Source organism: Nocardia sp. NPDC004123, assembly GCF_053603795.1.
The window spans coordinates 1-20,683 of record NZ_JBSGGG010000052.1 but is presented as its reverse complement, the minus strand read 5'-3'; the positions used below and the strand labels follow the sequence as shown (position 1 = coordinate 20,683).

Genomic DNA, 20,683 nt, shown 5'->3' with positions numbered 1-20,683 from the left:
CTCAGCATTCCTGGCAGCCGCCGCGGTGACGGCCCGCCCATCCGCATGAGCCTGGACGGGCGAGTTACAAATACCACAGTTTCACATTTGTGGGGGATGGAATCGGCGGACCGACGCCGCGGGCGGGCGACCGGATCAGTACACGTCGCGCACGTAGCGCTTCTCGGCCACCAGCCGCTTCTTGAACGCCAGCGCGCCGTCCTCGCTCAGCTTGCCGTGAATGCGGGCAATCTTCAGCAGGGTGTCGTCCACATCCTTGGCCATGCGCGCGGCGTCACCGCACACATAGAAATGACCGCCCTCACGCAGCCACGCCCACAGTTCCGCGCCGTGCTCGATCATCCGGTGCTGCACATAGATCCGCTCGCGCTGATCCCGGGAGAACGCCAGATCCAGCCGGGTCAGGAATCCCGAACGGAACATGTCCTCGAGTTCGGCGCGGTAATAGAAATTGTCCTTGGCGTGCTGATCGCCGAAGAACAGCCAATTGCGGCCCCGGCAGCCGAGGGCACGGCGCTCCTGGAGGAAACCGCGGAACGGTGCGATGCCGGTACCCGGACCGACCATGATCATCGGCGCGTTCGGATCCAGCGGCGGCCGGAAATGCGGCGCCCGCTGCAGGAAGATCGGCACCTCCGCATGGGCGCGATCGGCCAGGAACGTGGAGCTCACCCCGCCGCGCCGGGCCGCCGAACCGATGGCCGCCGGATCGCCGTAGCGCACCACGCCGACCGTCAGCTGCACCTCGCGCGGACTCACCAGCGGACTCGACGAGATCGAATACTGGCGCGGCTGCAGCTTTTTCAGCGTGCCCAGCCACTCCACCAGATCGGCCCGCACCGGGAAGTCGCGCAGCACGTCCACCGCCTGCCGGTCCCACAGATACCCGTCCAGCTCATTGCGATTGTCCCGGCGCAGCAGCTTGGCCAGCCGCGGGCTGGCATTGTGCTCGGCCACGAACGACAGCAGATCGGCGCTCACCCGCGTGATGTCGTAGTGCGTCCGCAGCGCCTCCGCCAGCGCCAGCTCGCCGTCCTCGACGTCGATGAGCCGCCGCCCCTCCAGCCCGGTCACCGCCAGCCACTCCGCCACCAGCGCTTCACAATTCGCGGGCCGCACCCCGAGCGAATCCCCGACCTCGTAGGTGACCTCGGGATCACTGAGATCGAACCCGAATTGCCGCACCTCTTTTCCGGAGCCATCCCGTGAAAGCAATTCATTGCGAACCAGTTTCGCCAGCACGGGCGAATTCCGCGTGAAGGGCGCGGCTGTGGTCGTGCGTGTCCGCCGCCCCGGCGCGAGGCCGGTGACCGTGCCGCGTCGGCCATCGCCGCCCAGGGGAGCGGAGCTCGGCCCGAAGCCCGGGGAACCCCACCCCGGCGGCACATCGCCGGCCCGGGCGGCCGGGCCGTCCGAACCCTGAGCACCCGCTGCGGGCCCGCCGAATCCGGTGACGCCGCGCGACCGGTCCACCTTGCTGCCTCGGCCCGGTGCGGCACCGGCTCCACCGGCGGATCGGTCATCCGGTCCCGAACCATCCGGTCCGGCAGCGTTGTCGGCGGACGTGGCGAGACCATCGGCCACGGCGTCGAACCAGGCCGCGGACAGGTCCTCGTGATCGGGCTCGCTGTCGACGCGCGGCAGCATGCGGGTGGCTCCGCGCTTCTCGAACAGTTCGTCCAGCTTGCGGCCGTGGCCACAGAAGTCGTCGTAGGAGGAGTCGCCCAGCGCGAAGACCGCGTACCGCATCCCGGTCAGTCGGATCGCGCTGTCGTTCAGGCGTTCCCAGAAGTCCGCGCCATTGTCGGGCGGGCCGCCGTCGCCGAAGGTGCTGCTGATGACCAGCACATCACCTGTCAGGTCGGACGGTTCGGCGGAATCCATGTCCAGCAGGCGCGGCGCGAATCCCGAATCGGCCAGATAGGTCGCCAGCGCGGCGGCCAGTTCCTCCGCCGTCCCGGTCTGCGACGCCCACAGCACGGTCACCGTGCGCGTCGCCGCAGGCGCCGCCGCAACCGCGGTATCCGACGGGCCGTGCGACGCGCTGCTGCCCACGGCACTGTCGAGCGCCGATGAGTGATGCTGCGCCCCACGCGAATACATCCCGCCCAGCAGCCCGTCGATCCACACCCGGCTGCGCTCCGAGATCGGCGCGGTCGCGGGCAGCACCGGGACGCCACTGACCGGCAGGCTCTGCAGCGCCGCCAGATATCCACCGAGATAGATGCGTTCGGTCTCGGTCAGCGTCGGTGCGACACCGGTCTCCAACCCGAGCATGAGCGCCAGGGGATGCGGTCCGCTCGCGGTGCCGGGGGCGACAGCAGCCGACCGGTCGGGTTCCCCGGAGCCCGCGATGAACGGCGCGCCGAAACCCGCCGGCACTTCGCTGCCGGTGCCATTGGGCGCCGCCGCGGTCAGGGCCGCCACCTTCCGCAGCCGGACCGCGCAGGCCTTGAACTCGGGTTGCAGGGAGATCGGGTCGACCGCGTCGTTGGTGACGGCATTGATGGTCAGGTATTCGCCCTGCTCGTCGTTCCAGTGGAACGGGGCGAAGCAGGTGCCGGGGAGGACGCGGTCGCTCACCTGGACGGGCAGCACGGCGCGGCCGCGGCGGGAGGTGATTTCGAGCTGGTCGCCCGCGCGCACCTCGAGGCGGGCGGCGTCCTCGGGGTGGATTTCCAGGAAGGGCTTGCCATTGAGCTTGGTCAGTTTCGCCACCTTCCCGGTCTTGGTCATGGTGTGCCACTGGTGTTGCAGGCGGCCGGTATTGAGCACGAAGGGGTGATCCGCGTCCGGCATCTCGTCGGGCAGCAGGTGTGGGCGCGCCCAGAACACGGCCTTGCGGCTGGGTGTGGCGAACGCCAGTCGTGGGGTGTGCCCGTGTTCGTCGGTGTGCAGGGTCTGGCTGACCCCGTCGTTGAGATAGCGAATCGGGTTGCGGCGCTGGGCCGGATCGGCGCACGGCCACTGCGCGGGCCCGGCCCGCAGCGCGTCGTAGTCGATGCCGCGCAGGTCGTAGCCGGTGGCCGGATTGGCGAATCGCCGGATCTCGTCGAAGATCTCGGCGCTGGACGCGAACTCGAACCCGGGGAAGCCGAGCGCCGTCGCGACCTGCGCGATGAGCTGCCAGTCCGGGCGCGCGTCGCCGATCGGTTCCACCGACCGCTGCAGCAGGGTCAGGTTGCGTTCCGAGTTCACCTGCACCCCGTCGGCCTCGGCCCACAGGGTGGCGGGCAGCAGCAGGTCGGCGTAGGCGTTGGTGGCGGTGTCGGTGAACACGTCCTGGGCGATCACCAGCTCGGCGGCCTCCAGCCCGGCGATGACGGTGCGCCGATTCGCCATGGAGGCAACGGGATTGCTGCACATGATCCAGCAGGCTTTGATCTTTCCGTCGGCCAGTCCGCGGAACATCTCGATGGAACCGGGCCCGGCCTCGGCGCGAATGGTGCCCGGCGCCAGCCCCCATTCGGCCTCCACGAAGGCCCGGTCGGCGTCGGCGAGCACACTGCGCTGACCCGGCAATCCCGGTCCCATGTAACCCATTTCGCGCCCGCCCATCGCATTGGGCTGCCCGGTGAGCGAGAACGGCCCGCTGCCGGTACGGCAGATGGCGCCGGTGGCCAGGTGCAGGTTGATGATGGCGTTACTGGCCCAGGTGCCGTGCGTGGACTGGTTGATGCCCATGGTCCACAGCGACATCCATTCGCCCGCCGCGCCGATCCAGGCGGCGGCGGTGCGGATGTCGGCCTCGGGGATGCCGGTCTCCTCGGACACCATCGACGGGGTGTAGGCGGCCAGGAACTCGGGCATGCCCGCCCAGTTCTCGGTGTGCTCGGCGATGAATTCGGCGTCGATGTCGCCGTTCTCGACCAGCAGGTGCAGCAGCCCGTTCAGCAGCGCCAGATCGGTGCCCAGCTTGATCTGCAGGAACAGGTCGGCGCGCGCCGCGGTGTCGGTGCGCCGCGGATCCACCACGATCAGCTTGGCGCCCGCCTTGAGCCGGTCGGCCATGCGCAGGAACAGGATGGGGTGGCAGTCGGCCATGTTCGCGCCGATGACGAAGAACAGGTCGGCGTGATCGAGGTCGTCGTAGGACCCGGGGGGCCCGTCCGCGCCCAGCGACAACTTGTACCCGCCGGCCGCGCTGGCCATGCACAGCCGCGAATTGGCCTCCATGTGCACGGTGCGCAGGTGGCCCTTGGCGAGCTTGGTGGCCAGGTACTGGGCCTCGATCGACAGCTGGCCGGACACGTAGAGGGCGATGGCGTCCGGTCCGTCTGTGTCGAGAATCACGCGAAGCCGCTGTGCGGCTTCGTGAATCGCCTCGTCGACGGGCATGGGCACCGGCGGCTGGCCGCGTTCGGGCCGGCGGTAGGCGGTCTCCATGCGGCCGGGCGCGGCCATCAGTTCGGCATGTGTATTGCCCTTGGTGCACAGCCGCCCGGCATTGACCGGGTGGTCCTTGTCGCCCTTCACCCTGGCGATCACGGGCAGTCCGCGTGCGCCGGGCTTGGTTTCGACGGTGATTCCGCAGCCCACCCCGCAGTACGAGCACGCGGTCCGGGTGCTCATCGGGGACGTGGGCTGTTCCGGCATGGTTCCGAGTTAAGCCACCCCGGGTTGCGGCGGATTTACCGAACGTTATCGCCAGATGACAATCCACCTCACAGCCGTTTTCCGCGACTGTGAGGCCCAGGTCGGGGCGCCGCCGTGAGCAACGCCATAGGTCAGCGCTCCGCTCAGCCCAGCTTGTACGCCCGGTGCAGGGCTACCGCCCCGCCCGAGAGATTGCGCCACTGCACCGAGGACCACCCCGCGTCGGCGATCCGCAGCGCCAGCTGCGGCTGATTCGGCCACTCCCGAATCGACTCGGCCAGATACACATAGGCGTCCGGATTACTGGAGACCGCGCGCGCCAGCGGCGGCAGCGCCCGCATCAGGTACTCCATGTAGATGGTCCGGAAGGGTTCCCAGGTCGGCGTGGAGAACTCGGCCACCACCAGCCGCCCGCCCGGCTTGGTGACGCGCAGCATCTCGCGCAGCGCCAGATCCGGGTCGGCCACATTGCGCAGGCCGTAGGCGATGGTCACCGCGTCGAAGGAGTCGTCGGCGAAGGGCAGCGCCATGGCGTCGGCGGCGACCATGGGCACATTGCGGTGCCGTCCGGCCGACAGCATGCCCTGGGAGAAGTCCGCGGCCAGCACCCACGCGCCCGATTTGGCCAGGTCCACGGTGGAGACACCGGTCCCCGCCGCCAGATCCAGCACCCGCTCGCCGGGTCGCAGGCCCAGTGCCTTGCGCGTCACCCAGCGCCAATACCTGTCCTGGCCAACGGAGATCACCGAATTGGTCAGGTCGTACCGCTTGGCGACACCGTCGAACATGGACGCGACGTCGCGCGGCTGCTTGTCCAGCTGGGCCCGAAACGATGCTCTGTTAATTTTGCCCTCCGCTTCGCTCCGGGCGGGTTCGCGGCCCCGGAGGTCTCGATTCTTCCCTCCTCCGCTCCTCCGCTTCGCTCCCCGTCTCGCTCCAAGGCGCTGGCCTATGGAGCCTCAGTCCAGAATCGAGACGGGCCGCGAACCTGTGGGTGGTGGACGGGTTCTTCTACCGCCGCAGCTTAGTTCGCAGTTTTGCACCGAGCGCGCTCAGCCACCGGGTCGGGGGCGAGCCGAGGAACCACACCGCGGGGATGGCGACGGCCCAGGAGACCACGATGACCGACAGCGCCGGGATGATCGCGACACGGGCATCGCGACCCGCCACGCGTACGAGATCGGGATCACTGCGCCGGTATTCGACATTGATGCGTTCGCCGACGGTCAGTCTGGTGGGGTACAGCACCCCGGTCTTCGGATTGTGCGTCTCGCCATCGGGCGTCACGAAGATGACCGCGGATCGCAGCGTGCCGGCCGAGAGGACTTCGGCGCTGGTCACGCCCTTATCGGAGTTGATCAGGTGGTCGTCGCGCCAGGCCGCGAGCACCAGCAGCACGGCCAGGAAGCTGACCGTGGCCGCGGCGATCACGACCCCGATCCGAGCCCGCCGCAACCGAACCGCCCGGCGCTGTTCAGCGCGCTGTGTCTGATCGTCGCTCCGCTGCGCTCCGCTATCAGACTGGCTAGTTTCCGACACTTCAGCAGGCTATTCCATCGCTCGGCTACGGTCTTCGGCATGTCCCGAAAATTCAGCTTCACCGTGCAGTACAGCGTTCCGGTCGAAGAGCTTCACCGGGCACTGACCAATGACGAGATGTGGCAGGCCCGCTTCGCCGGCGCGACCACCGCCACGCTCGAGCTCACCCACCCGAACGGCCCCGGCACCATCCAGATCCACATGACCGAGCAGGCGCCCGTGGACCAGATTCCCGGCATCGTCAAGAAGGTCCTCAAGAGCGAGCTCATGCTCGAGCGCACCGACACCTGGGGAGCGCTCACCGACGGCGTCGCCAAGGGCGGCTTCAGCGGCCGCTCCAGCGGCATCACCACCGAGATGGCGGGCGCGTTCGAATTGCGGCCCACCGCCGAAGGTTCCGAGATCGAGGCCACCGGCACGGTCGACGTGAAGGTTCCGCTGGTCGGCGGGGCCATCGAACCGCTGGTCGAGAACCTGCTCAAGCGGGTCATGAACAGCGAGCGCAAGTCCGTCGAATCCTGGTTCGCCGCGCAGACCGCCTGATCTCGGCACACCGTGGATGCGGGGGTGGTCCCGCATCCATGGGGCTGGTGTCTACTCCGGGCCGAACTGGGCCGTGGCCGGATCGAATTCGCGGGGTTCGATGAGCACCAGCCAGTTGCCGGAGTTGTCGCGGATGATGGCCTCGACGCCGTAGGGGCGTTCCGACGGCGGCTGCACGAACCCCACGTTCTTGGCGGTGAGTTCCTCGAAGGCCTTCTGGCAGTTGTCGGTTCGCAGGCCCAGCGCGCCGTGCGTGCCGTTCGCCATGGACCGCCGGATGGCCTCGGCCAGATTGTCGTCCAGCGGGGGCCCGGGGATCATCAGCGTGATCTCCAGCTCCGGATGGTTCGGGTGCACCACGGTCACCCAGCGGAAGCCGTTGTCGCCCATGGTCACATCGCTGGCTTCCACGAAACCCAGCTTCTCGATGTACCACTTCTTCGCGGCGGTCTGATCGATCACGTACACGGTCACGAGCGAGACATTGGTGATGGTCGTCATACCTCGAGCCTATGGACGGCCGGCCCGCGCGGGCTTCTCCGAAATTGCGCGTTTCCGCGCCGGGCGGATTCGCGTCCGGATAGCCGAGTTCACACACTCGGAACCTCGGTGAGCCTGCCGTAACGGCCGCGCAATGGATCGGAAAGCCGAGATCAACATTCGGTGACCACCCTCGAATCGGGAAAAAGCTCGTGACGAGCCCGAACGAGGAGTGCCGGTGGTTCAAGTCGAAACACCCGCGGCCAATGCGGTCGCCGCGTCCAAGGAGACGCTGGAGGATTACACGCTGCGGTTCGCACCCCGCAGCTACCGCAAATGGAGCCCGGCGGTGGTCGGCGTCTCGGCGCTGGGCGGCATCGCCTACCTGGCCGACTTCTCGATCGGCGCGAACATCGGCATCGCCAACGGCACCGGCAACGCCCTGCTGGGCATCGCCATCTTCGCCATCGTGGTCATGCTCACGGGTTTCCCGCTGGCCTACTACGCGGCGCGCTACAACATCGACCTGGACCTGATCACCCGCGGCAGCGGCTTCGGGTACTACGGGTCGGTGGTGACGAACATCGTGTTCGCCTCCTTCACCTTCATCTTCTTCGCCCTCGAGGGCTCGATCATGGCGCAGGGCCTGAAACTCGGCCTGCACGTGCCGCTGCCGGTCGGCTACCTGGTGTCCACGGTGATGATCTTCCCGCTGGTCATCTACGGCATGAACACCCTGGCCAAGCTGCAGGTGTGGACCACCCCGCTGTGGCTGATCCTGATGGTGCTGCCGTTCGGCTTCCTGCTGGTGCGCCACCCGGACTCGGTCGGCACCTTCCTGTCCTACGGCGGCCAGGACGGCAAGGGCGTGAGCCTGTCCGGCGCGCTGCTGGCCGCCGGCGTCTGCCTCTCGCTCATCGCCCAGATCGCCGAGCAGATCGACTACCTGCGCTTCATGCCGCCCCGGACCCCGGAGAACGCCCGCAAGTGGTGGGGCTGGATGCTGCTGGCCGGACCGGGCTGGGTGCTCTTCGGCGCCATCAAGCAGGTGGTCGGCCTGTTCCTGGCGGTCTACCTGATCGCGAATCTGCCCGGCGCGCAGGACATCGCCAACCAGCCGGTGCACCAGTTCCTCGAGATCTATCGCGACATGATGCCGTCCTGGCTGGCCATGACCCTGGCCGTGGCGCTGGTCGTCATCAGCCAGATCAAGATCAATGTGACCAATGCGTATTCGGGCTCGCTGGCGTGGACCAACTCCTTCACCCGCGTCACCAAGACCTACCCGGGCCGCATCGTCTTCCTCGGCCTGAACCTGGCCATCGCGCTGATCCTGATGGAAGCCAACATGTTCGACTTCCTCAACAACATCCTCGGCTTCTACGCCAACTGCGGCATCGCCTGGATCGTCACCGTCGCAACGGATATCGCGATCAACAAGTACGCGCTGAAGATCTCGCCCAGGGAGCCCGAGTTCCGGCGCGGCATGCTCTACGACTTCAATCCGGTCGGCCTGGCCGGCTTCGGCCTGTCGGCGGTGCTGTCGATCATGACCTTCTTCGGCATCTTCGGTGAGACCCTGAAGCCGTACTCGCCCATTGTGGCCGTGGTGGTTTCGTTCCTGGCGACCCCGTTGACCGCGATCCTCACCAAGGGCAGGTACTACCTGCGCCGCGACCACGACGGCATCGAGCTGCCCATGTTCGACGAGCACGGCAATCCGTCGGGCGAGACCCTCACCTGCGCCGCCACCGGCATGGAATTCGAGCGCCCGGACATGATCGCCTCGGCGGTCCCGGGACCCGAGGGTGAGATCCAGTACATCAGCTCGCTGGCACTCTCGACGGACAAGACCGGCATTCACGTCCTGCCGTCCCGATGAGGCTGTGACCCAGATGAATTCGCGTCATTGTGTGCGCTTCCGATCCGAGAGACCGTGCATGAAGACGTAGCAACCCGGGATATGGGGTGCGCCCTCGGCCGCGAACTTCGCTTGATACTCCGAGGGCGACATCCCCACCAGCTCGGTGAATTTGCTGCTGAACGACCCGAGACTGCTGTAGCCGACGAGCATGCAGGTCTCGGTCACCGTCACATTGGTGGCGCGCAACAGATCCTGCGCCCGCTCGATCCGGCGCTCGGCCAGATACACCGCGGGCGTCTTGCCGTACGTCGCCGCGAAACACCGCAGGAAGTGATACTTCGACACCCCCGCGGCCGCCGCCAGACTGTCCAGATCCAAGGGCTCCGCGTAGTGCCGGTCGGCCAGATCCCGTGCTCGCCGCAGATGCGGCAGCAGCTCCTCGGGAACCGGCCGGGCGTTCACGAGAACGGCTGGATCTTGTCGAAACGCAGGGAGGCCCGCCCCGCGCCCCGCCACAGTCGGGCGGTCAGGTCCACGTCCTCGTCGGTGACCAGATTGCCCATCACCCGGACCGCGGTGCGCTGCAACAGCTTCGACCGCATCATCGGCGGCCCGCCCAGCGGCACCGTGCGCGGGTGGGTGGCCAGCCCCGCCAGCCGCCGCGCCACCGAATAGGTGCGGCCGTAGCGTTCCCGCAGCAGTTCCGGCCAGATATGGGTCAGATCGGGCTGGTCCAGGATCCCGGCCAGCATGTGCCCGCCCTCCAGGCCGTAGTCGATGCCCTCGCCGTTGAGCGGGTTCACGCACCCGGCCGCGTCGCCCACCAGCGCCCAGTTGCGCCCGGCCAGATTCGACACCGCGCCGCCCATGGGCAGCAGCGCCGACGCCACCGCCCGTGCCTCGCCCTCGAATCCCCACTCCGCGCGGCGTTCCGAAACATAATGCTGCAGCAGCGGTTTCAAGGCGATATGCGACGGACGCCTTTCGGTGGCCAGCGAACCGACGCCGATATTCACCTCGCCATTGCCGAGCGGGAAAACCCAGCCGTATCCGGGAATCAATTCCCCGTTCGCATCCCGCAATTCGAGATGCGAGGTGATCCACTCGTCGTCACTGCGCTCGGACTTGATGTAGGCCCGCGCCGCGGTCCCGTACGCGTACTGGCGATGCCAGGTGCGGCCCAGCAGCTTTCCGACGGGGGAGCGCACGCCGTCGGCCACGATGAGGCTGTCGCACGACACCGCGCGCAGGCCGGCGTCGGTCTTGACGGTCACCCCGGTGACCCGGTCGCCCTCGCGGGCCACCTCCACCACCTTGGCCCCGTCCACCATCCGCGCGCCCGACTTGATCGCCGTCTCGCGCAGCTTGTCGTCGAGTTCGGTTCGCGGAACGGCGCTTCCGTAGGCGGGGAACGACCCGTCCGGCCAGGGCAGCAGCGCCTCCCGCCCGAACCCGGCCATCCGCAGGCCGCGATTGACCGTGTGCGCCCGCACCCAGTCGCCCAGGCCGAGATGCTCGAGTTCGGCGGTGGCGCGCGGCGTCAGTCCGTCACCGCAGGTCTTGTCGCGCGGGAACACCGCGGAATCGGTCAGCAGCACATCCCGGCCCATGCGCGCGGCCCAGGCGGCCGCCGCGGACCCGGCAGGACCCGCCCCGACGACCAGGACCTCGGCGTGCGCCGGCAGAGCTGTGTCTGATTTGCCCTCCGCTTCGCTCCGGGCGGGGTTCGCGGCCCTGGAGGTCTCGTTCTTCCCTCCCTCCGCTCCTCCGTTTCGCTCCGCTCCGCTCAGTCCAGAACGAGACGGGCCGCGAACCTGCAGGCGCGGCATACTCGGGTCGTCATCCGGCAAGCGCATGGCGTCAATACTTGCAGCACATCACCAGTCGTGCATATTTGCCCTGCGCTCGCCCGCGGGCGTTTCGTTTCGCGTGGCGAGTGTTTCGTGCGTCGCACTACGGTGGTGTCCATAGGGGGTGATCGGTCCACACGCTAGGTTCTTTGGCGTGGGGTCGGACGCGGCACTGGGAGATGAAATGAGCGCATCAGCTGTGAGCGAGGAGAGCACCGTGGTCGCGGGGGTGGATCTGGGCGATCCCGAGCTCGCGGCGACCGTGCGCAAGGGCCTGATCGAGGTCGAGGATCTGCTGATCACCGAGCTGTCCGACGGCGAGGAGTTCCTGCAGGAGGCGGCGCTGCACCTGGCCAAGGCCGGCGGCAAGCGGTTCCGTCCCCTGTTCACCATCCTGACCGGTCAGCTGGGCCCCGACCCGACCAGCCCCGACCTGGTCACCGCCGGCACCGTGGTGGAGCTCGTGCACCTGGCCACCCTGTACCACGACGACGTCATGGACGAGGCGTCCATGCGCCGCGGCGCGCCCAGCGTGAACTCGCGCTGGGGCAACAGCGTCGCCATCCTGGCCGGCGACTACCTGTTCGCCCACGCCTCGCGACTGGTCTCCACCCTCGGCCCGGACGCGGTCCGCATCATCGCCGAGACCTTCGCCGAGCTGGTCACCGGCCAGATGCGCGAGACCATCGGCGCCCGGCAGTCCCAGGACCCGGTCGAGCACTACCTGCGCGTGGTGTGGGAGAAGACCGGATCGCTGATCGCCGCCGCCGGCCGCTTCGGCGGCACCTTCTCCGGCGCGGATCGCGACCATGTGGAGCGGCTGGCCCGCCTCGGCGACGCCGTGGGCACCGCCTTCCAGATCGCCGACGACATCATCGACATCTCCTCGGTGTCCGAGCAGTCCGGCAAGACCCCCGGCACCGACCTGCGCGAGGGCGTCCACACCCTGCCGGTCCTCTACGCCCTGCGCGACGAGGGCGCCGAGGGCGACCGGCTGCGCACGCTGCTGGCCCGCCCGCTGGAGACCGACACCGAGGTCGACGAGGCCCTGTACCTGCTGTCCCGCTCCCGGGGCCTGGTGCTGGCCAAGGAGAAGCTGCACGGCTACGCCGACATCGCCCACGCCGAACTCTCCGCCCTGCCCGCCGGCCCGGCCAACGAGGCACTGGAACACCTGGTCCGCTACACCATCGAACGCGTCGGCTGATCCGAGACCGATCAGTCGAACAACTGGGAACTTCAACCCGGCTCGAGTTCGTTGACCTGGTGTAAGGCACCCAACTGCCGGCAAGAGTCGCGGAGAGGCGGGTAAGCATGCATGGGCACGGGTACGCGAACGGGTTGAAGACGTTCGGGCTGCTGGTAGGGATGTCGGCGCTGATCGTGTTCGCGGGAGCGATGTTCCGCAGTCCCACGATCCTGATCCTGTCGATCGTGCTGGCCGTGGGCATGAACGCCTACGCCTACTTCAACAGCGACAAGCTGGCGTTGCGGGCCATGCACGCGCAGCCGGTGACGGAGCTGGAAGCCCCGGCCATGTACCGCATTGTGCGCGAGTTGGCCACGGCCGCACGGCAACCCATGCCGCGCCTCTACATCAGCCCCACCAATGCGCCGAATGCCTTTGCCACCGGCCGCAATCCGCGCAATGCCGCGGTCTGCTGCACCACCGGCATCCTGCAGATCCTCGACGAGCGGGAACTGCGCGCGGTGCTGGGCCACGAACTCTCGCACGTCTACAACCGCGACATCCTGATCTCCTCGGTGGCCGGCGCGCTCGCCTCGGTCATCTCCGGCCTGGCGAATCTGGCCTTCTTCGCCGGCGCCTTCGGCGGCAGCCGGGACGGCGAGGGCCCGAATATCATTGGCATCCTGCTGGTTTCGCTGCTGGGCCCGATCGCGGCCTCGCTCATCAAACTGGCCGTCTCCCGCTCCCGGGAGTACCAGGCCGACCAGGACGGCGCCGAACTCACCGGCGACCCCCTGGCCCTCGCATCGGCCCTGCGCAAGCTGGAGCGCGGCACCCAGGCGGCCCCGCTGCCCCCCGAGCCGCAGCTGACCGCGCAGTCGCACCTGATGATCGCCAACCCGTTCCGCAACGGCGATCGGATGGCCCGCTGGTTCTCCACCCACCCCCCGATGGCGGACCGTATCGCCCGCCTCGAGGAGATGGCTGGTGGAAACCGCAATTACTAGCGGTAGTTCACGAACTGCAGGGCGATATCGAAGTCGCCGCCCTTCAGCAGCGAGATGACCGCCTGCAGATCGTCGCGGCTCTTGCTGCTGACCCGCAGCTCCTCGCCCTGGATCTGCGCCTTGACGCCCTTGGGACCTTCGTCACGGATCTTCTTGGCGATCTTCTTCGCATTCTCCGTGGTGATGCCCTGCACCAGGGTTCCTGTGATCTTGTACACCTTGCCGGAGGCCTGCGGATCACCCGCGTCGAACGCCTTGAGCGAGATGTCGCGGCGAATCAGCTTCTCCTTGAACACATCCAGGGCGGCCTTGACGCGATCCTCCGACTCGGCGCTGAGGATGATCTTCTCCTCACCCGACCATTCGATGCTCGCCCCGGTGCCCCGGAAGTCGTAGCGCTGGCTCAGCTCCTTGGCGGCCTGGTTCAGGGCGTTGTCCACCTCCTGGCGATCGATCTTGCTGACGACATCGAACGACGAATCCGCCACACTCTTCTCCTGTCCGAGACTCGGATATTCGGGATGTTCCACGCCGACGCTAGCCCCTTCGGCACGGCTGTATCCAGCCGGTTTGCATTCCGGGCGTGTGTTCGTTGTATTCTGCTGGAGCGCCGCAAGGCGTACCCCGGCGGATTGCCCGAGCGGCCAAAGGGAGCTGACTGTAAATCAGCCGCGTAATGCTTCGGAGGTTCAAATCCTTCATCCGCCACCAGAGAGCCCCGTGGACCCAGTGTCCACGGGGCTCTGTGTTTTTGGCCTCCGCTGCGCTCCGGCGGGTTCGCGGCCAAGGCGCAGGTCTATGGAGCCGGAAGCTCGATTCTTCCCTCCTCCGCTCCTCCGCTCCTCCGCTTCGCTCCCGTATCCGCTCCGAGCGCGGGGAGGCGGAGCGCAGTCCAGAATCGAGCCGGGCCGCGAACCTGCGGGTGGTCAAAATGTCGTCTGACCACACGGTTTGGATAGTCGGCGAGGATGTGTGTAATCTCGTTCAAGTCGTCAGCGCCCCGGCCGAGACCGGAGCAAGACAGACACGCCCCCTTAGCTCAGTCGGCAGAGCGTTTCCATGGTAAGGAAAAGGTCAACGGTTCGATTCCGTTAGGGGGCTCGCCGGATTGCCGGTGGTGACCGACTCGGCTTCTCGTTGCAGGACCCGGGACCTTCCCGCCGTCAGTACCGACAACAGATGGCGGTGTAGCTCAGTCGGTAGAGCAAACGACTCATAATCGTTGTGTCGCCGGTTCAAGTCCGGCCATCGCTACATACTGATATCCCAATCAGGCTGACCGGAAAGAAGGCAATCGTGGCCGCGAAGTCCACTGATATCCGGCCAAAGATCACCTTGGCCTGCGAGCAGTGCAAGCACCGCAACTACATCACCAAGAAGAACCGGCGCAATGACCCGGACCGCCTCGAGCTGAAGAAATTCTGCCCGAACTGCGGTACCCACCGGGCGCACCGCGAGTCTCGCTAACTTAAACCCGCGCGATCTACCGCGTGGATGACAGTGCCGGATCGGCAAGTCACTCCGTCTCTTAGAAAGAGATAGTGGCGCCGGTCCGGCATTTGGCGTATATAGCGGTGGTTCAGCGCTCTCGCCCGATCCCGTTCCGGGGATCAGATAGGGACTTCCTGCCGTGACGATCAACATCGACATTGACATCGAGGCCGACATGGTCGATTCCAGCGAGGTCTTCGACCCCGCCGCACACGCCGCCGCCATGGTCGGCCACCACTACCGCGTCGACGACTACTACGAGGTCGGCCGCGAGAAGGTGCGCGAGTACGCCCGCGCGGTGCAGGACTATCACCCGGTCCACTGGGACGAGGACATCGCCCAGAGCTACGGTCACAACGGGCTGGTCGCCCCCCTCACCTTCATCTCCCTGGTCGGAATCCTGGCCCAGCGCAAGCTCTTCGAGCAGATCGTCACCGGCTACGACCTGAGCCAGATCATGCAGACCGATCAGATCCTGGAGTTCCACCGGCCCATCCGGGCCGGCGACCAACTGTCCTGCATCGTCTACCTGCACTCCTTCCGGCAGGCCTTCGGCGGCGACATCATCGTCACCCGCAACGACGTGGTCGACCAGAACGACGAGCTGGTCCTCACCACCTACACCACCCTCATCGGCCGCAGTGGCGGTGACATCGATCCCAACATGGGTGAGGCCGTGCGCAACGTGCTCATGCACGGCGTCGGCCCGGACGAGCGCCCGGAGCACCACCCGCGCAGCGCCGACGTGCCGCCGCCCCCGGCGCCGGTCGAGATCGCGGCCACCGGCACGATCGTCGCGAGCAAGCACGTCCGCCGCTTCGAGGATGTGATCGTCGGCGCCGAACTGCCCCCGCGCGTGGTTCGTCTCACCCGCGGTGATCTGGTGAACTACGCCGGCGTCTCCGGCGACGCCAACCCGATCCACTGGAGCGACGATGTCGTGAAGCTGGTCGGCCTGGAAAACGTTGTGGCGCACGGCATGCTGACCATGGGCCTGGGTGGCGGCTTCGTCACCTCCTGGCTCGGCGACCCGGGTGCGGTCAAGGAGTACAACGTCCGCTTCACCAGCCCCGTCTACGTTCCGGTCGACCGTCCCGCGGAGATCGAGTACACCGGCAAGGTCAAGTCCGTGGACCCGGAGACCCGCACCGCCGTCGTCGCCATCGTGGCGAAGTCCGAGGGGCGCAAGATCTTCGGCCGCGCCACCGCAACGGTGCAGCTCTCCTGACCTTCGACCCGACGTACGCTGCGACACCCCGATTGGCGATCGCCACGCGGGGTAACGTACACTCGGGAATCTGGGGTTACCAGCCGATGCGCGCTGCTCCGAGGAGCGGCGCGCATGTTGTGTGAAAACCCGTGTACAACTGAATAGAACAGTGGCTGGACTCGTTACCCCGTCCAGCCGAAGGGGCGTAGCTCAACTGGCAGAGCAGCGGTCTCCAAAACCGCAGGTTGCAGGTTCAAGTCCTGTCGCCCCTGCCCTGGATGCCGACGTAGAGAGGATCGACGTGAGCGACGAGCGGGACACTCGCCACGAAGATGGCGATGACACCGCCGCGGTGGCTCGGCCGAGCGGCAAGCGGTCCGCCCGGCGCACGCGCGCCGCGTCGTCCAGTGCCGTCGCGACGATCGATCGACCGTCGGACTCGGCCAAGGCAACCACCAAGCAGTCCGGCAAGGACAAGAAGGCCGGGCGAGGCGGAACGGGCAATCCGTTCAAGCGCCTGGTGAAGTTCCTCAAGGAAGTCATCGCGGAACTTCGCAAGGTCATCTGGCCCAACCGCAAGCAGATGGTCACCTATACGAGCGTTGTCCTGGTGTTCGTGATTTTCATCGTCGCGTACATCAGCGGGTTGGATCTGGCGTTCATCAAGGGTGTCAGCTGGCTCTTCGGCTAGGCGGCACGATGACCGCGTCTGACCGTCGCGGCCGGTGACCGGCCCCCGGGCAGAGGCGGGGAGCGGGACCATCCGCCGGGCGTTTTGTCCCGGCGCGCAGAGGATTACGTGACGACTAAGGAAGCGAGTGCCCCAGTGAGCACCCCGGAGAACGGCACAACCGAGGAATTCCCGGTGGATGACGCGGTGATCGAAGAGACCACCGCGGACGTCGAAGACGACGCTGAGGGCTTCGCCGACGAGGCCGAGACTTTTGCCGCCGACGCGGAGGCCGGCGAGTTCGCCGCCGACGCCGAGGAGGACGAGCCCGCCCGCCCCGCCGCCGAGCTCTCCGATGAGCCGGCCGACCCGGTCGCCGAGATGACCGCCGCGCTCCGGCGCGCGCCCGGTGACTGGTACGTGGTCCACTCCTACGCCGGCTACGAGAACAAGGTGAAGACCAATCTCGAGACCCGCGTGCAGAATCTCGGTCTCGAGGACTACATCTTCCAGGTCGAGGTGCCGACCGAAGAGGTCACCGAGATCAAGAACGGCCAGAAGAAGAACGTCAACCGCAAGGTGCTGCCGGGCTACATCCTGGTCCGCATGGAGCTGAACGACGAGTCCTGGGGCGCGGTGCGCAACACCCCCGGCGTCACCGGTTTCGTCGGCGCCACCTCGCGGCCCTCGCCGCTCACCATTCCCGAAGTGGTGAAGTTCCTGGTCCCGGCCGCGCAGCAGAAGAAGGCCGTCCCGGCGACGGCCGCTGCCGCCGCCGCGGCCCCCGGCGAGACCCCGATCGTGAAGCCGGTCATCGAGGTCGACTTCGAGGTCGGCGAGTCGGTGACCGTGATGGACGGCCCCTTCGCCACCCTCCCGGCCAGCATCTCCGAGGTCAATGCCGAGCAGCAGAAGCTCAAGGTGCTGGTCTCGATCTTCGGCCGCGAGACTCCGGTCGAGTTGGCCTTCACGCAGGTCGCCAAGATTTAAGTGCGTCAGGGCGGTGGCCCGGTCCGCTTCCGGGCCGGTGTCACCGCCTTTTTCGCGTTCGCATAGACTTGACGGGTTGTGCCTCGGGCGATCCTGTCCGGGGCACGGTCCGGAGAAGGCTTACGGGAATCCGTAAGGAACCTAACCCAAGGAAGAAAGATGCCCCCGAAGAAGAAGAAGGTCGCTGGGCTCATCAAGCTCCAGATCCAGGCCGGTGCCGCCAACCCGGCTCCGCCGGTCGGTCCGGCGCTGGGTCAGCACGGCGTCAACATCATGGAGTTCTGCAAGGCGTACAACGCGGCGACCGAGTCGCAGCGTGGCAACGTCATCCCGGTCGAGATCACGGTCTACGAAGACCGCTCGTTCGACTTCAAGCTGAAGACGCCGCCCGCCGCGCGTCTGCTGCTGAAGGCCGCCGGGATCCAGAAGGGCTCCGCCGAGCCGCACCGCAACAAGGTCGCGCAGATCACCATGGACCAGGTCCGTGAGATCGCCAAGACCAAGCAGGAAGACCTGAACGCCAACGACATCGACGCCGCGGCGAAGATCATCGCCGGCACCGCCCGCTCGATGGGTATCACCATCGCGGAGTAGGGCTCTCCGCGGCGAGCGTGTCAGGCCCGGAGGCGCCGCTCCGCCACTCCGCGCTTGCCTGCGTAATCACGTAGGGCCCGCGATCGCCGCAGTTGGATACAGAGCTCTTGTGGAAGGGACCGCCTGTCCCGCACCACTTCTGACTTAGACAAGGACAGAGAATCATGGCAAAACGAAGCAAGGCTTATCTCGAGGCGGCCGCCAAGGTCGACCGCGCCGCGCTCTACGCTCCGCTGGCCGCCGCGCGCCTGGCGAAGGAGACCTCGACCACCAAGACCGACGCGACCGTCGAGGTCGCCGTGCGTCTGGGTGTCGACCCCCGCAAGGCCGACCAGATGGTCCGTGGCACCGTCAACCTGCCGCACGGCACCGGTAAGACCGCCCGCGTCATCGTGTTCGCGGTCGGCGACAAGGCCGCCGAGGCCGAGGCCGCCGGTGCGGACGCCGTGGGCGCCGAGGACCTGATCGAGCGCATCCAGGGCGGCTGGCTGGACTTCGACGCCGCGATCGCCACCCCGGACCAGATGGCCAAGGTCGGTCGTATCGCTCGTGTGCTGGGCCCGCGTGGCCTGATGCCGAACCCGAAGACCGGCACCGTCACCCCCGATGTGACCAAGGCCGTCAACGACATCAAGGGCGGCAAGATCAACTTCCGCGTCGACAAGCAGGCCAACCTGCACTTCGTGATCGGCAAGGCTTCCTTCGACGAGAAGAAGCTGGCCGAGAACTACGGCGCCGCGCTCGACGAGATCCTGCGTGTCAAGCCCTCCACCGCGAAGGGCCGCTACGTCAAGAAGGTGACGTTCTCGACCAACACCGGACCGGGCATCCCGGTGGATCCGAACCGCACCCGTAACTTCGCCGAGGAAGACTGATTCCTCGACGCGGTAACGCGTAGCAACGCATGAAGCCCGAAGGGCCGGTACGAATCTCGTACCGGCCCTTCGCTTTTGCGAAGAAGAACAACAGCGGGCGGGCGGGGTGTCACCCCCGTTTTGGCGTATCGATGCCGGTCCGCTATATTGGACGACGGTCACCGGCCTGTTCGGTGATCACCCCCAAATCGTTCTACCGAAGACCGTTGGTTGCTGCCGTCAGGCGGCTGAAGGTCCGGCGATATTGCCGGCGGCCCACGCAGGGAGAGCCGAGGTCGGGAAACCCGCGAGAAATCGCGACTGTTTCTTGTGCGCCCCGGGACCACCTTGCGTCCGGGGCGTTTGCTTTGTCGCCGGCCCCTGTGGCGGAACTCGGTAGTTCATACGAGATCCGACCATCCAGAGAGGAGGCGAAGTATGGCAAAGGCTGAGAAGGTCACCGCGGTTGCGGAGATCACCGAGCAGTTCAAGTCGTCCACCGCGACTGTCGTCACGGAATACCGTGGCCTGTCCGTCGGCAAGATCACTGAGCTGCGTCGTGCCCTCGGCGCGAACGCTACCTACTCCGTCGCCAAGAACACCCTGGTCAAGCGCGCTGCCGCCGAGGCGGGCGTGGAAGGCCTGGATGACTTGTTCGTCGGTCCGACCGCCATCACCTTCATTACGGGTGAGCCGGTCGACGCCGCGAAGGCGCTGAAGGCGTTCGCCAAGGACAACAAGGCGCTCATCATCAAGGGCGGCTACATGGACGGCGCCGCGCTGTCCGTGTCCGAGGTCGAGCGCATTGCCGACCTGGAGTCGCGCGAGGTGCTGCTGGCCAAGCTGGCCGGCGCCATGAAGGGCAACCTGTCGAAGGCTGCCGGGCTGTTCGCCGCCCCGGCCTCGCAGATCGCTCGCCTGGCCGCGGCCCTGGAGGAGAAGAAGCGCGCCGAGGGTGGCGCCGCCGAAGCTCCGGCCGCAGACGCCGAATAAGTCACTACCCCAAACCTCTTCGTCGCCGTTCGCGCGGTGACGGAACTACCGAAAGGAAATATCAATGGCCAACGTTGATGAGCTGCTCGAGACCTTCGCCGGCATGACCCTGCTGGAGCTGTCCGAGTTCGTGAAGGCGTTCGAGGACAAGTTCGAGGTCACCGCTGCCGCTCCGGTCGCCGTCGCCGTCGCCGGTGGCGCCGCTGCTCCGGCCGAGGCCGCCGAGGAGCAGGACGAGTTCGACGTCATCCTCGAGGGTGCCGGCGACAAGAAGATCCAGGTCATCAAGGTCGTGCGTGAGATCGTCTCCGGCCTGGGCCTGAAGGAAGCCAAGGACCTGGTCGAGGGTGCCCCGAAGCCGATCCTGGAGAAGGTCGCCAAGGACGCCGCCGAGGCCGCCAAGGCGAAGCTGGAAGAGGCCGGCGCCAAGGTTTCCGTCAAGTAAGACGGACCTGTGGCGGGGCACAGCCCCGGGCCGCGTTGATTGTGAAAAGGGTGGTTCCCATTGGGGGACCGCCCTTTTCGCGTATTGTGCCGTCGTGATTGGCGCGTAATCGATAATTCGATACGAATGTTGCTACCGACCAGTCAGGTCCCAGTGTCCGAGACGGTGCATATGCGATACAGTGACCGGACCTACTGTGATGCGCCACACCGCGCGAATTTTGTGGCCCGTAGTCACACGTAGTGCGCTCGTCGGAGAAAGTGGAGGTTGGCGTGGGCGTCGAGGTCAGAACTGAAGGCATCACGAAGTCGTTCGGTTCGCAGCGTATTTGGCAGGACGTCACGCTGACGCTGCCGCCGGGGGAAGTC

General features: G+C 66.9%; 19 protein-coding genes and 4 tRNA genes. 16 read left to right on the top strand and 7 right to left on the bottom strand.

Annotated features, from left to right (window positions below; genetic code table 11):
• Positions 1-135: 135 nt before the first annotated feature.
• The 3 genes from ACWEQQ_RS44190 to ACWEQQ_RS44180 all read right to left on the bottom strand — a co-directional run bounded on the left by ACWEQQ_RS44190 (position 136) and on the right by ACWEQQ_RS44180 (position 6,027).
• Positions 136-4,596, bottom strand: coding sequence for a molybdopterin-dependent oxidoreductase (locus tag ACWEQQ_RS44190; RefSeq protein ID WP_452352446.1), 4,461 nt, complete (start codon positions 4,594-4,596; stop codon positions 136-138).
• 143 nt (positions 4,597-4,739) lie between these two features.
• Positions 4,740-5,441 (bottom strand): demethylmenaquinone methyltransferase, encoded by a 702-nt coding sequence (locus ACWEQQ_RS44185; RefSeq protein WP_379399601.1) that lies wholly within the window; start codon positions 5,439-5,441, stop codon positions 4,740-4,742.
• Positions 5,442-5,607: 166 nt separating this feature from the next.
• On the bottom strand, positions 5,608-6,027 hold the full coding sequence (locus tag ACWEQQ_RS44180; protein WP_452352445.1) for a DUF3592 domain-containing protein: 420 nt from the start codon (positions 6,025-6,027) through the stop codon (positions 5,608-5,610).
• A 147-nt stretch (positions 6,028-6,174) separates the two neighbouring features.
• Here ACWEQQ_RS44180 and ACWEQQ_RS44175 point away from each other — a divergent pair, with 147 nt between their 5' ends.
• A complete protein-coding gene (locus tag ACWEQQ_RS44175) occupies positions 6,175-6,678 on the top strand; it encodes a DUF2505 domain-containing protein (RefSeq protein WP_452352444.1) in 504 nt (167 codons plus the stop codon).
• Positions 6,679-6,729: 51 nt separating this feature from the next.
• Here ACWEQQ_RS44175 and ACWEQQ_RS44170 read toward each other — a convergent pair whose 3' ends face one another.
• On the bottom strand, positions 6,730-7,179 hold the full coding sequence (locus ACWEQQ_RS44170) for a VOC family protein (RefSeq protein WP_452352443.1): 450 nt from the start codon (positions 7,177-7,179) through the stop codon (positions 6,730-6,732).
• 217 nt (positions 7,180-7,396) lie between these two features.
• Between ACWEQQ_RS44170 and ACWEQQ_RS44165 the strand changes: the two genes are divergently transcribed.
• Positions 7,397-9,040, top strand: coding sequence for a purine-cytosine permease family protein (locus tag ACWEQQ_RS44165; RefSeq protein ID WP_452352442.1), 1,644 nt, complete (start codon positions 7,397-7,399; stop codon positions 9,038-9,040).
• A 24-nt stretch (positions 9,041-9,064) separates the two neighbouring features.
• On the opposite strand, the gene ACWEQQ_RS44160 is transcribed toward ACWEQQ_RS44165, so the two are convergent.
• Positions 9,065-9,484 carry a helix-turn-helix domain-containing protein gene (locus tag ACWEQQ_RS44160; RefSeq protein ID WP_452345670.1) on the bottom strand — a complete coding sequence of 140 codons (420 nt, stop codon included), beginning with the start codon at positions 9,482-9,484 and terminating at the stop codon, positions 9,065-9,067.
• The gene (locus tag ACWEQQ_RS44155) at positions 9,481-10,878 is read right to left on the bottom strand and encodes a geranylgeranyl reductase family protein (protein WP_452352441.1); all 1,398 of its coding nucleotides are present in this window, start codon (positions 10,876-10,878) and stop codon (positions 9,481-9,483) included. The genes ACWEQQ_RS44160 and ACWEQQ_RS44155 overlap by 4 nt, the downstream gene beginning before the upstream one ends.
• 178 nt (positions 10,879-11,056) lie before the next feature.
• Here ACWEQQ_RS44155 and ACWEQQ_RS44150 point away from each other — a divergent pair, with 178 nt between their 5' ends.
• Together ACWEQQ_RS44150 and htpX are read left to right on the top strand one after the other, a co-directional pair.
• Positions 11,057-12,079: a polyprenyl synthetase family protein gene (locus ACWEQQ_RS44150; RefSeq protein ID WP_452345671.1), complete on the top strand. Its 1,023-nt coding sequence runs from the start codon at positions 11,057-11,059 to the stop codon at positions 12,077-12,079.
• Between the two features lie 107 nt (positions 12,080-12,186).
• Positions 12,187-13,068 carry a zinc metalloprotease HtpX gene (gene htpX / locus ACWEQQ_RS44145; protein WP_364625579.1) on the top strand — a complete coding sequence of 294 codons (882 nt, stop codon included), beginning with the start codon at positions 12,187-12,189 and terminating at the stop codon, positions 13,066-13,068.
• Here htpX and ACWEQQ_RS44140 read toward each other — a convergent pair.
• Positions 13,065-13,556, bottom strand: coding sequence for a YajQ family cyclic di-GMP-binding protein (locus tag ACWEQQ_RS44140; protein ID WP_354850771.1), 492 nt, complete (start codon positions 13,554-13,556; stop codon positions 13,065-13,067). The two genes, htpX and ACWEQQ_RS44140, sit on opposite strands and share 4 nt — an antisense overlap.
• Before the next feature lie 138 nt (positions 13,557-13,694).
• Here ACWEQQ_RS44140 and ACWEQQ_RS44135 point away from each other — a divergent pair.
• The 12 genes from ACWEQQ_RS44135 to rplL all read left to right on the top strand — a co-directional run bounded on the left by ACWEQQ_RS44135 (position 13,695) and on the right by rplL (position 20,315).
• Positions 13,695-13,779: transfer RNA gene (locus tag ACWEQQ_RS44135), tRNA-Tyr, on the top strand.
• Between the two features lie 317 nt (positions 13,780-14,096).
• Positions 14,097-14,169: transfer RNA gene (locus tag ACWEQQ_RS44130), tRNA-Thr, on the top strand.
• 80 nt (positions 14,170-14,249) lie between these two features.
• A tRNA-Met gene (locus tag ACWEQQ_RS44125) sits at positions 14,250-14,322 on the top strand.
• Between the two features lie 42 nt (positions 14,323-14,364).
• Positions 14,365-14,535 (top strand): 50S ribosomal protein L33, encoded by a 171-nt coding sequence (gene rpmG / locus ACWEQQ_RS44120; RefSeq protein ID WP_029925945.1) that lies wholly within the window; start codon positions 14,365-14,367, stop codon positions 14,533-14,535.
• A gap of 199 nt (positions 14,536-14,734) precedes the next feature.
• Complete coding sequence (locus ACWEQQ_RS44115) at positions 14,735-15,787, top strand: fused (3R)-hydroxyacyl-ACP dehydratase subunits HadA/HadB (protein WP_452352452.1); 1,053 nt, start codon at positions 14,735-14,737, stop codon at positions 15,785-15,787.
• A 181-nt stretch (positions 15,788-15,968) separates the two neighbouring features.
• Positions 15,969-16,041, top strand: a tRNA-Trp gene (locus tag ACWEQQ_RS44110).
• Positions 16,042-16,070: 29 nt separating this feature from the next.
• Entirely contained in the window at positions 16,071-16,460 is a 390-nt protein-coding gene (secE, locus tag ACWEQQ_RS44105) for a preprotein translocase subunit SecE (protein WP_379390814.1), read from the top strand.
• 135 nt (positions 16,461-16,595) lie between these two features.
• Positions 16,596-17,429: a transcription termination/antitermination protein NusG gene (gene nusG, locus ACWEQQ_RS44100; RefSeq protein ID WP_452345672.1), complete on the top strand. Its 834-nt coding sequence runs from the start codon at positions 16,596-16,598 to the stop codon at positions 17,427-17,429.
• Positions 17,430-17,588: 159 nt separating this feature from the next.
• Positions 17,589-18,023 (top strand): 50S ribosomal protein L11, encoded by a 435-nt coding sequence (gene rplK / locus ACWEQQ_RS44095; RefSeq protein WP_354850762.1) that lies wholly within the window; start codon positions 17,589-17,591, stop codon positions 18,021-18,023.
• 164 nt (positions 18,024-18,187) lie between these two features.
• On the top strand, positions 18,188-18,898 hold the full coding sequence (rplA, locus tag ACWEQQ_RS44090) for a 50S ribosomal protein L1 (RefSeq protein WP_452345673.1): 711 nt from the start codon (positions 18,188-18,190) through the stop codon (positions 18,896-18,898).
• Between the two features lie 417 nt (positions 18,899-19,315).
• Positions 19,316-19,870 carry a 50S ribosomal protein L10 gene (gene rplJ / locus ACWEQQ_RS44085; RefSeq protein WP_354850760.1) on the top strand — a complete coding sequence of 185 codons (555 nt, stop codon included), beginning with the start codon at positions 19,316-19,318 and terminating at the stop codon, positions 19,868-19,870.
• 64 nt (positions 19,871-19,934) lie between these two features.
• On the top strand, positions 19,935-20,315 hold the full coding sequence (gene rplL / locus ACWEQQ_RS44080; RefSeq protein ID WP_040862028.1) for a 50S ribosomal protein L7/L12: 381 nt from the start codon (positions 19,935-19,937) through the stop codon (positions 20,313-20,315).
• The last annotated feature ends 368 nt before the right edge of the window (positions 20,316-20,683 follow it).

Coding starts and splice junctions, on each gene's coding strand:
- ACWEQQ_RS44190 (WP_452352446.1), bottom strand. CDS start 4,596: ATGCCGGAACAGCCCACGTCCCCGATGAGCACCCGGACCGCGTGCTCG.
- ACWEQQ_RS44175 (WP_452352444.1), top strand. CDS start 6,175: ATGTCCCGAAAATTCAGCTTCACCGTGCAGTACAGCGTTCCGGTCGAA.
- ACWEQQ_RS44170 (WP_452352443.1), bottom strand. CDS start 7,179: ATGACGACCATCACCAATGTCTCGCTCGTGACCGTGTACGTGATCGAT.
- ACWEQQ_RS44155 (WP_452352441.1), bottom strand. CDS start 10,878: ATGCGCTTGCCGGATGACGACCCGAGTATGCCGCGCCTGCAGGTTCGC.
- ACWEQQ_RS44150 (WP_452345671.1), top strand. CDS start 11,057: ATGAGCGCATCAGCTGTGAGCGAGGAGAGCACCGTGGTCGCGGGGGTG.
- htpX (WP_364625579.1), top strand. CDS start 12,187: ATGCATGGGCACGGGTACGCGAACGGGTTGAAGACGTTCGGGCTGCTG.
- ACWEQQ_RS44115 (WP_452352452.1), top strand. CDS start 14,735: ATGGTCGATTCCAGCGAGGTCTTCGACCCCGCCGCACACGCCGCCGCC.
- rplK (WP_354850762.1), top strand. CDS start 17,589: ATGCCCCCGAAGAAGAAGAAGGTCGCTGGGCTCATCAAGCTCCAGATC.
- rplA (WP_452345673.1), top strand. CDS start 18,188: ATGGCAAAACGAAGCAAGGCTTATCTCGAGGCGGCCGCCAAGGTCGAC.
- rplJ (WP_354850760.1), top strand. CDS start 19,316: ATGGCAAAGGCTGAGAAGGTCACCGCGGTTGCGGAGATCACCGAGCAG.
- rplL (WP_040862028.1), top strand. CDS start 19,935: ATGGCCAACGTTGATGAGCTGCTCGAGACCTTCGCCGGCATGACCCTG.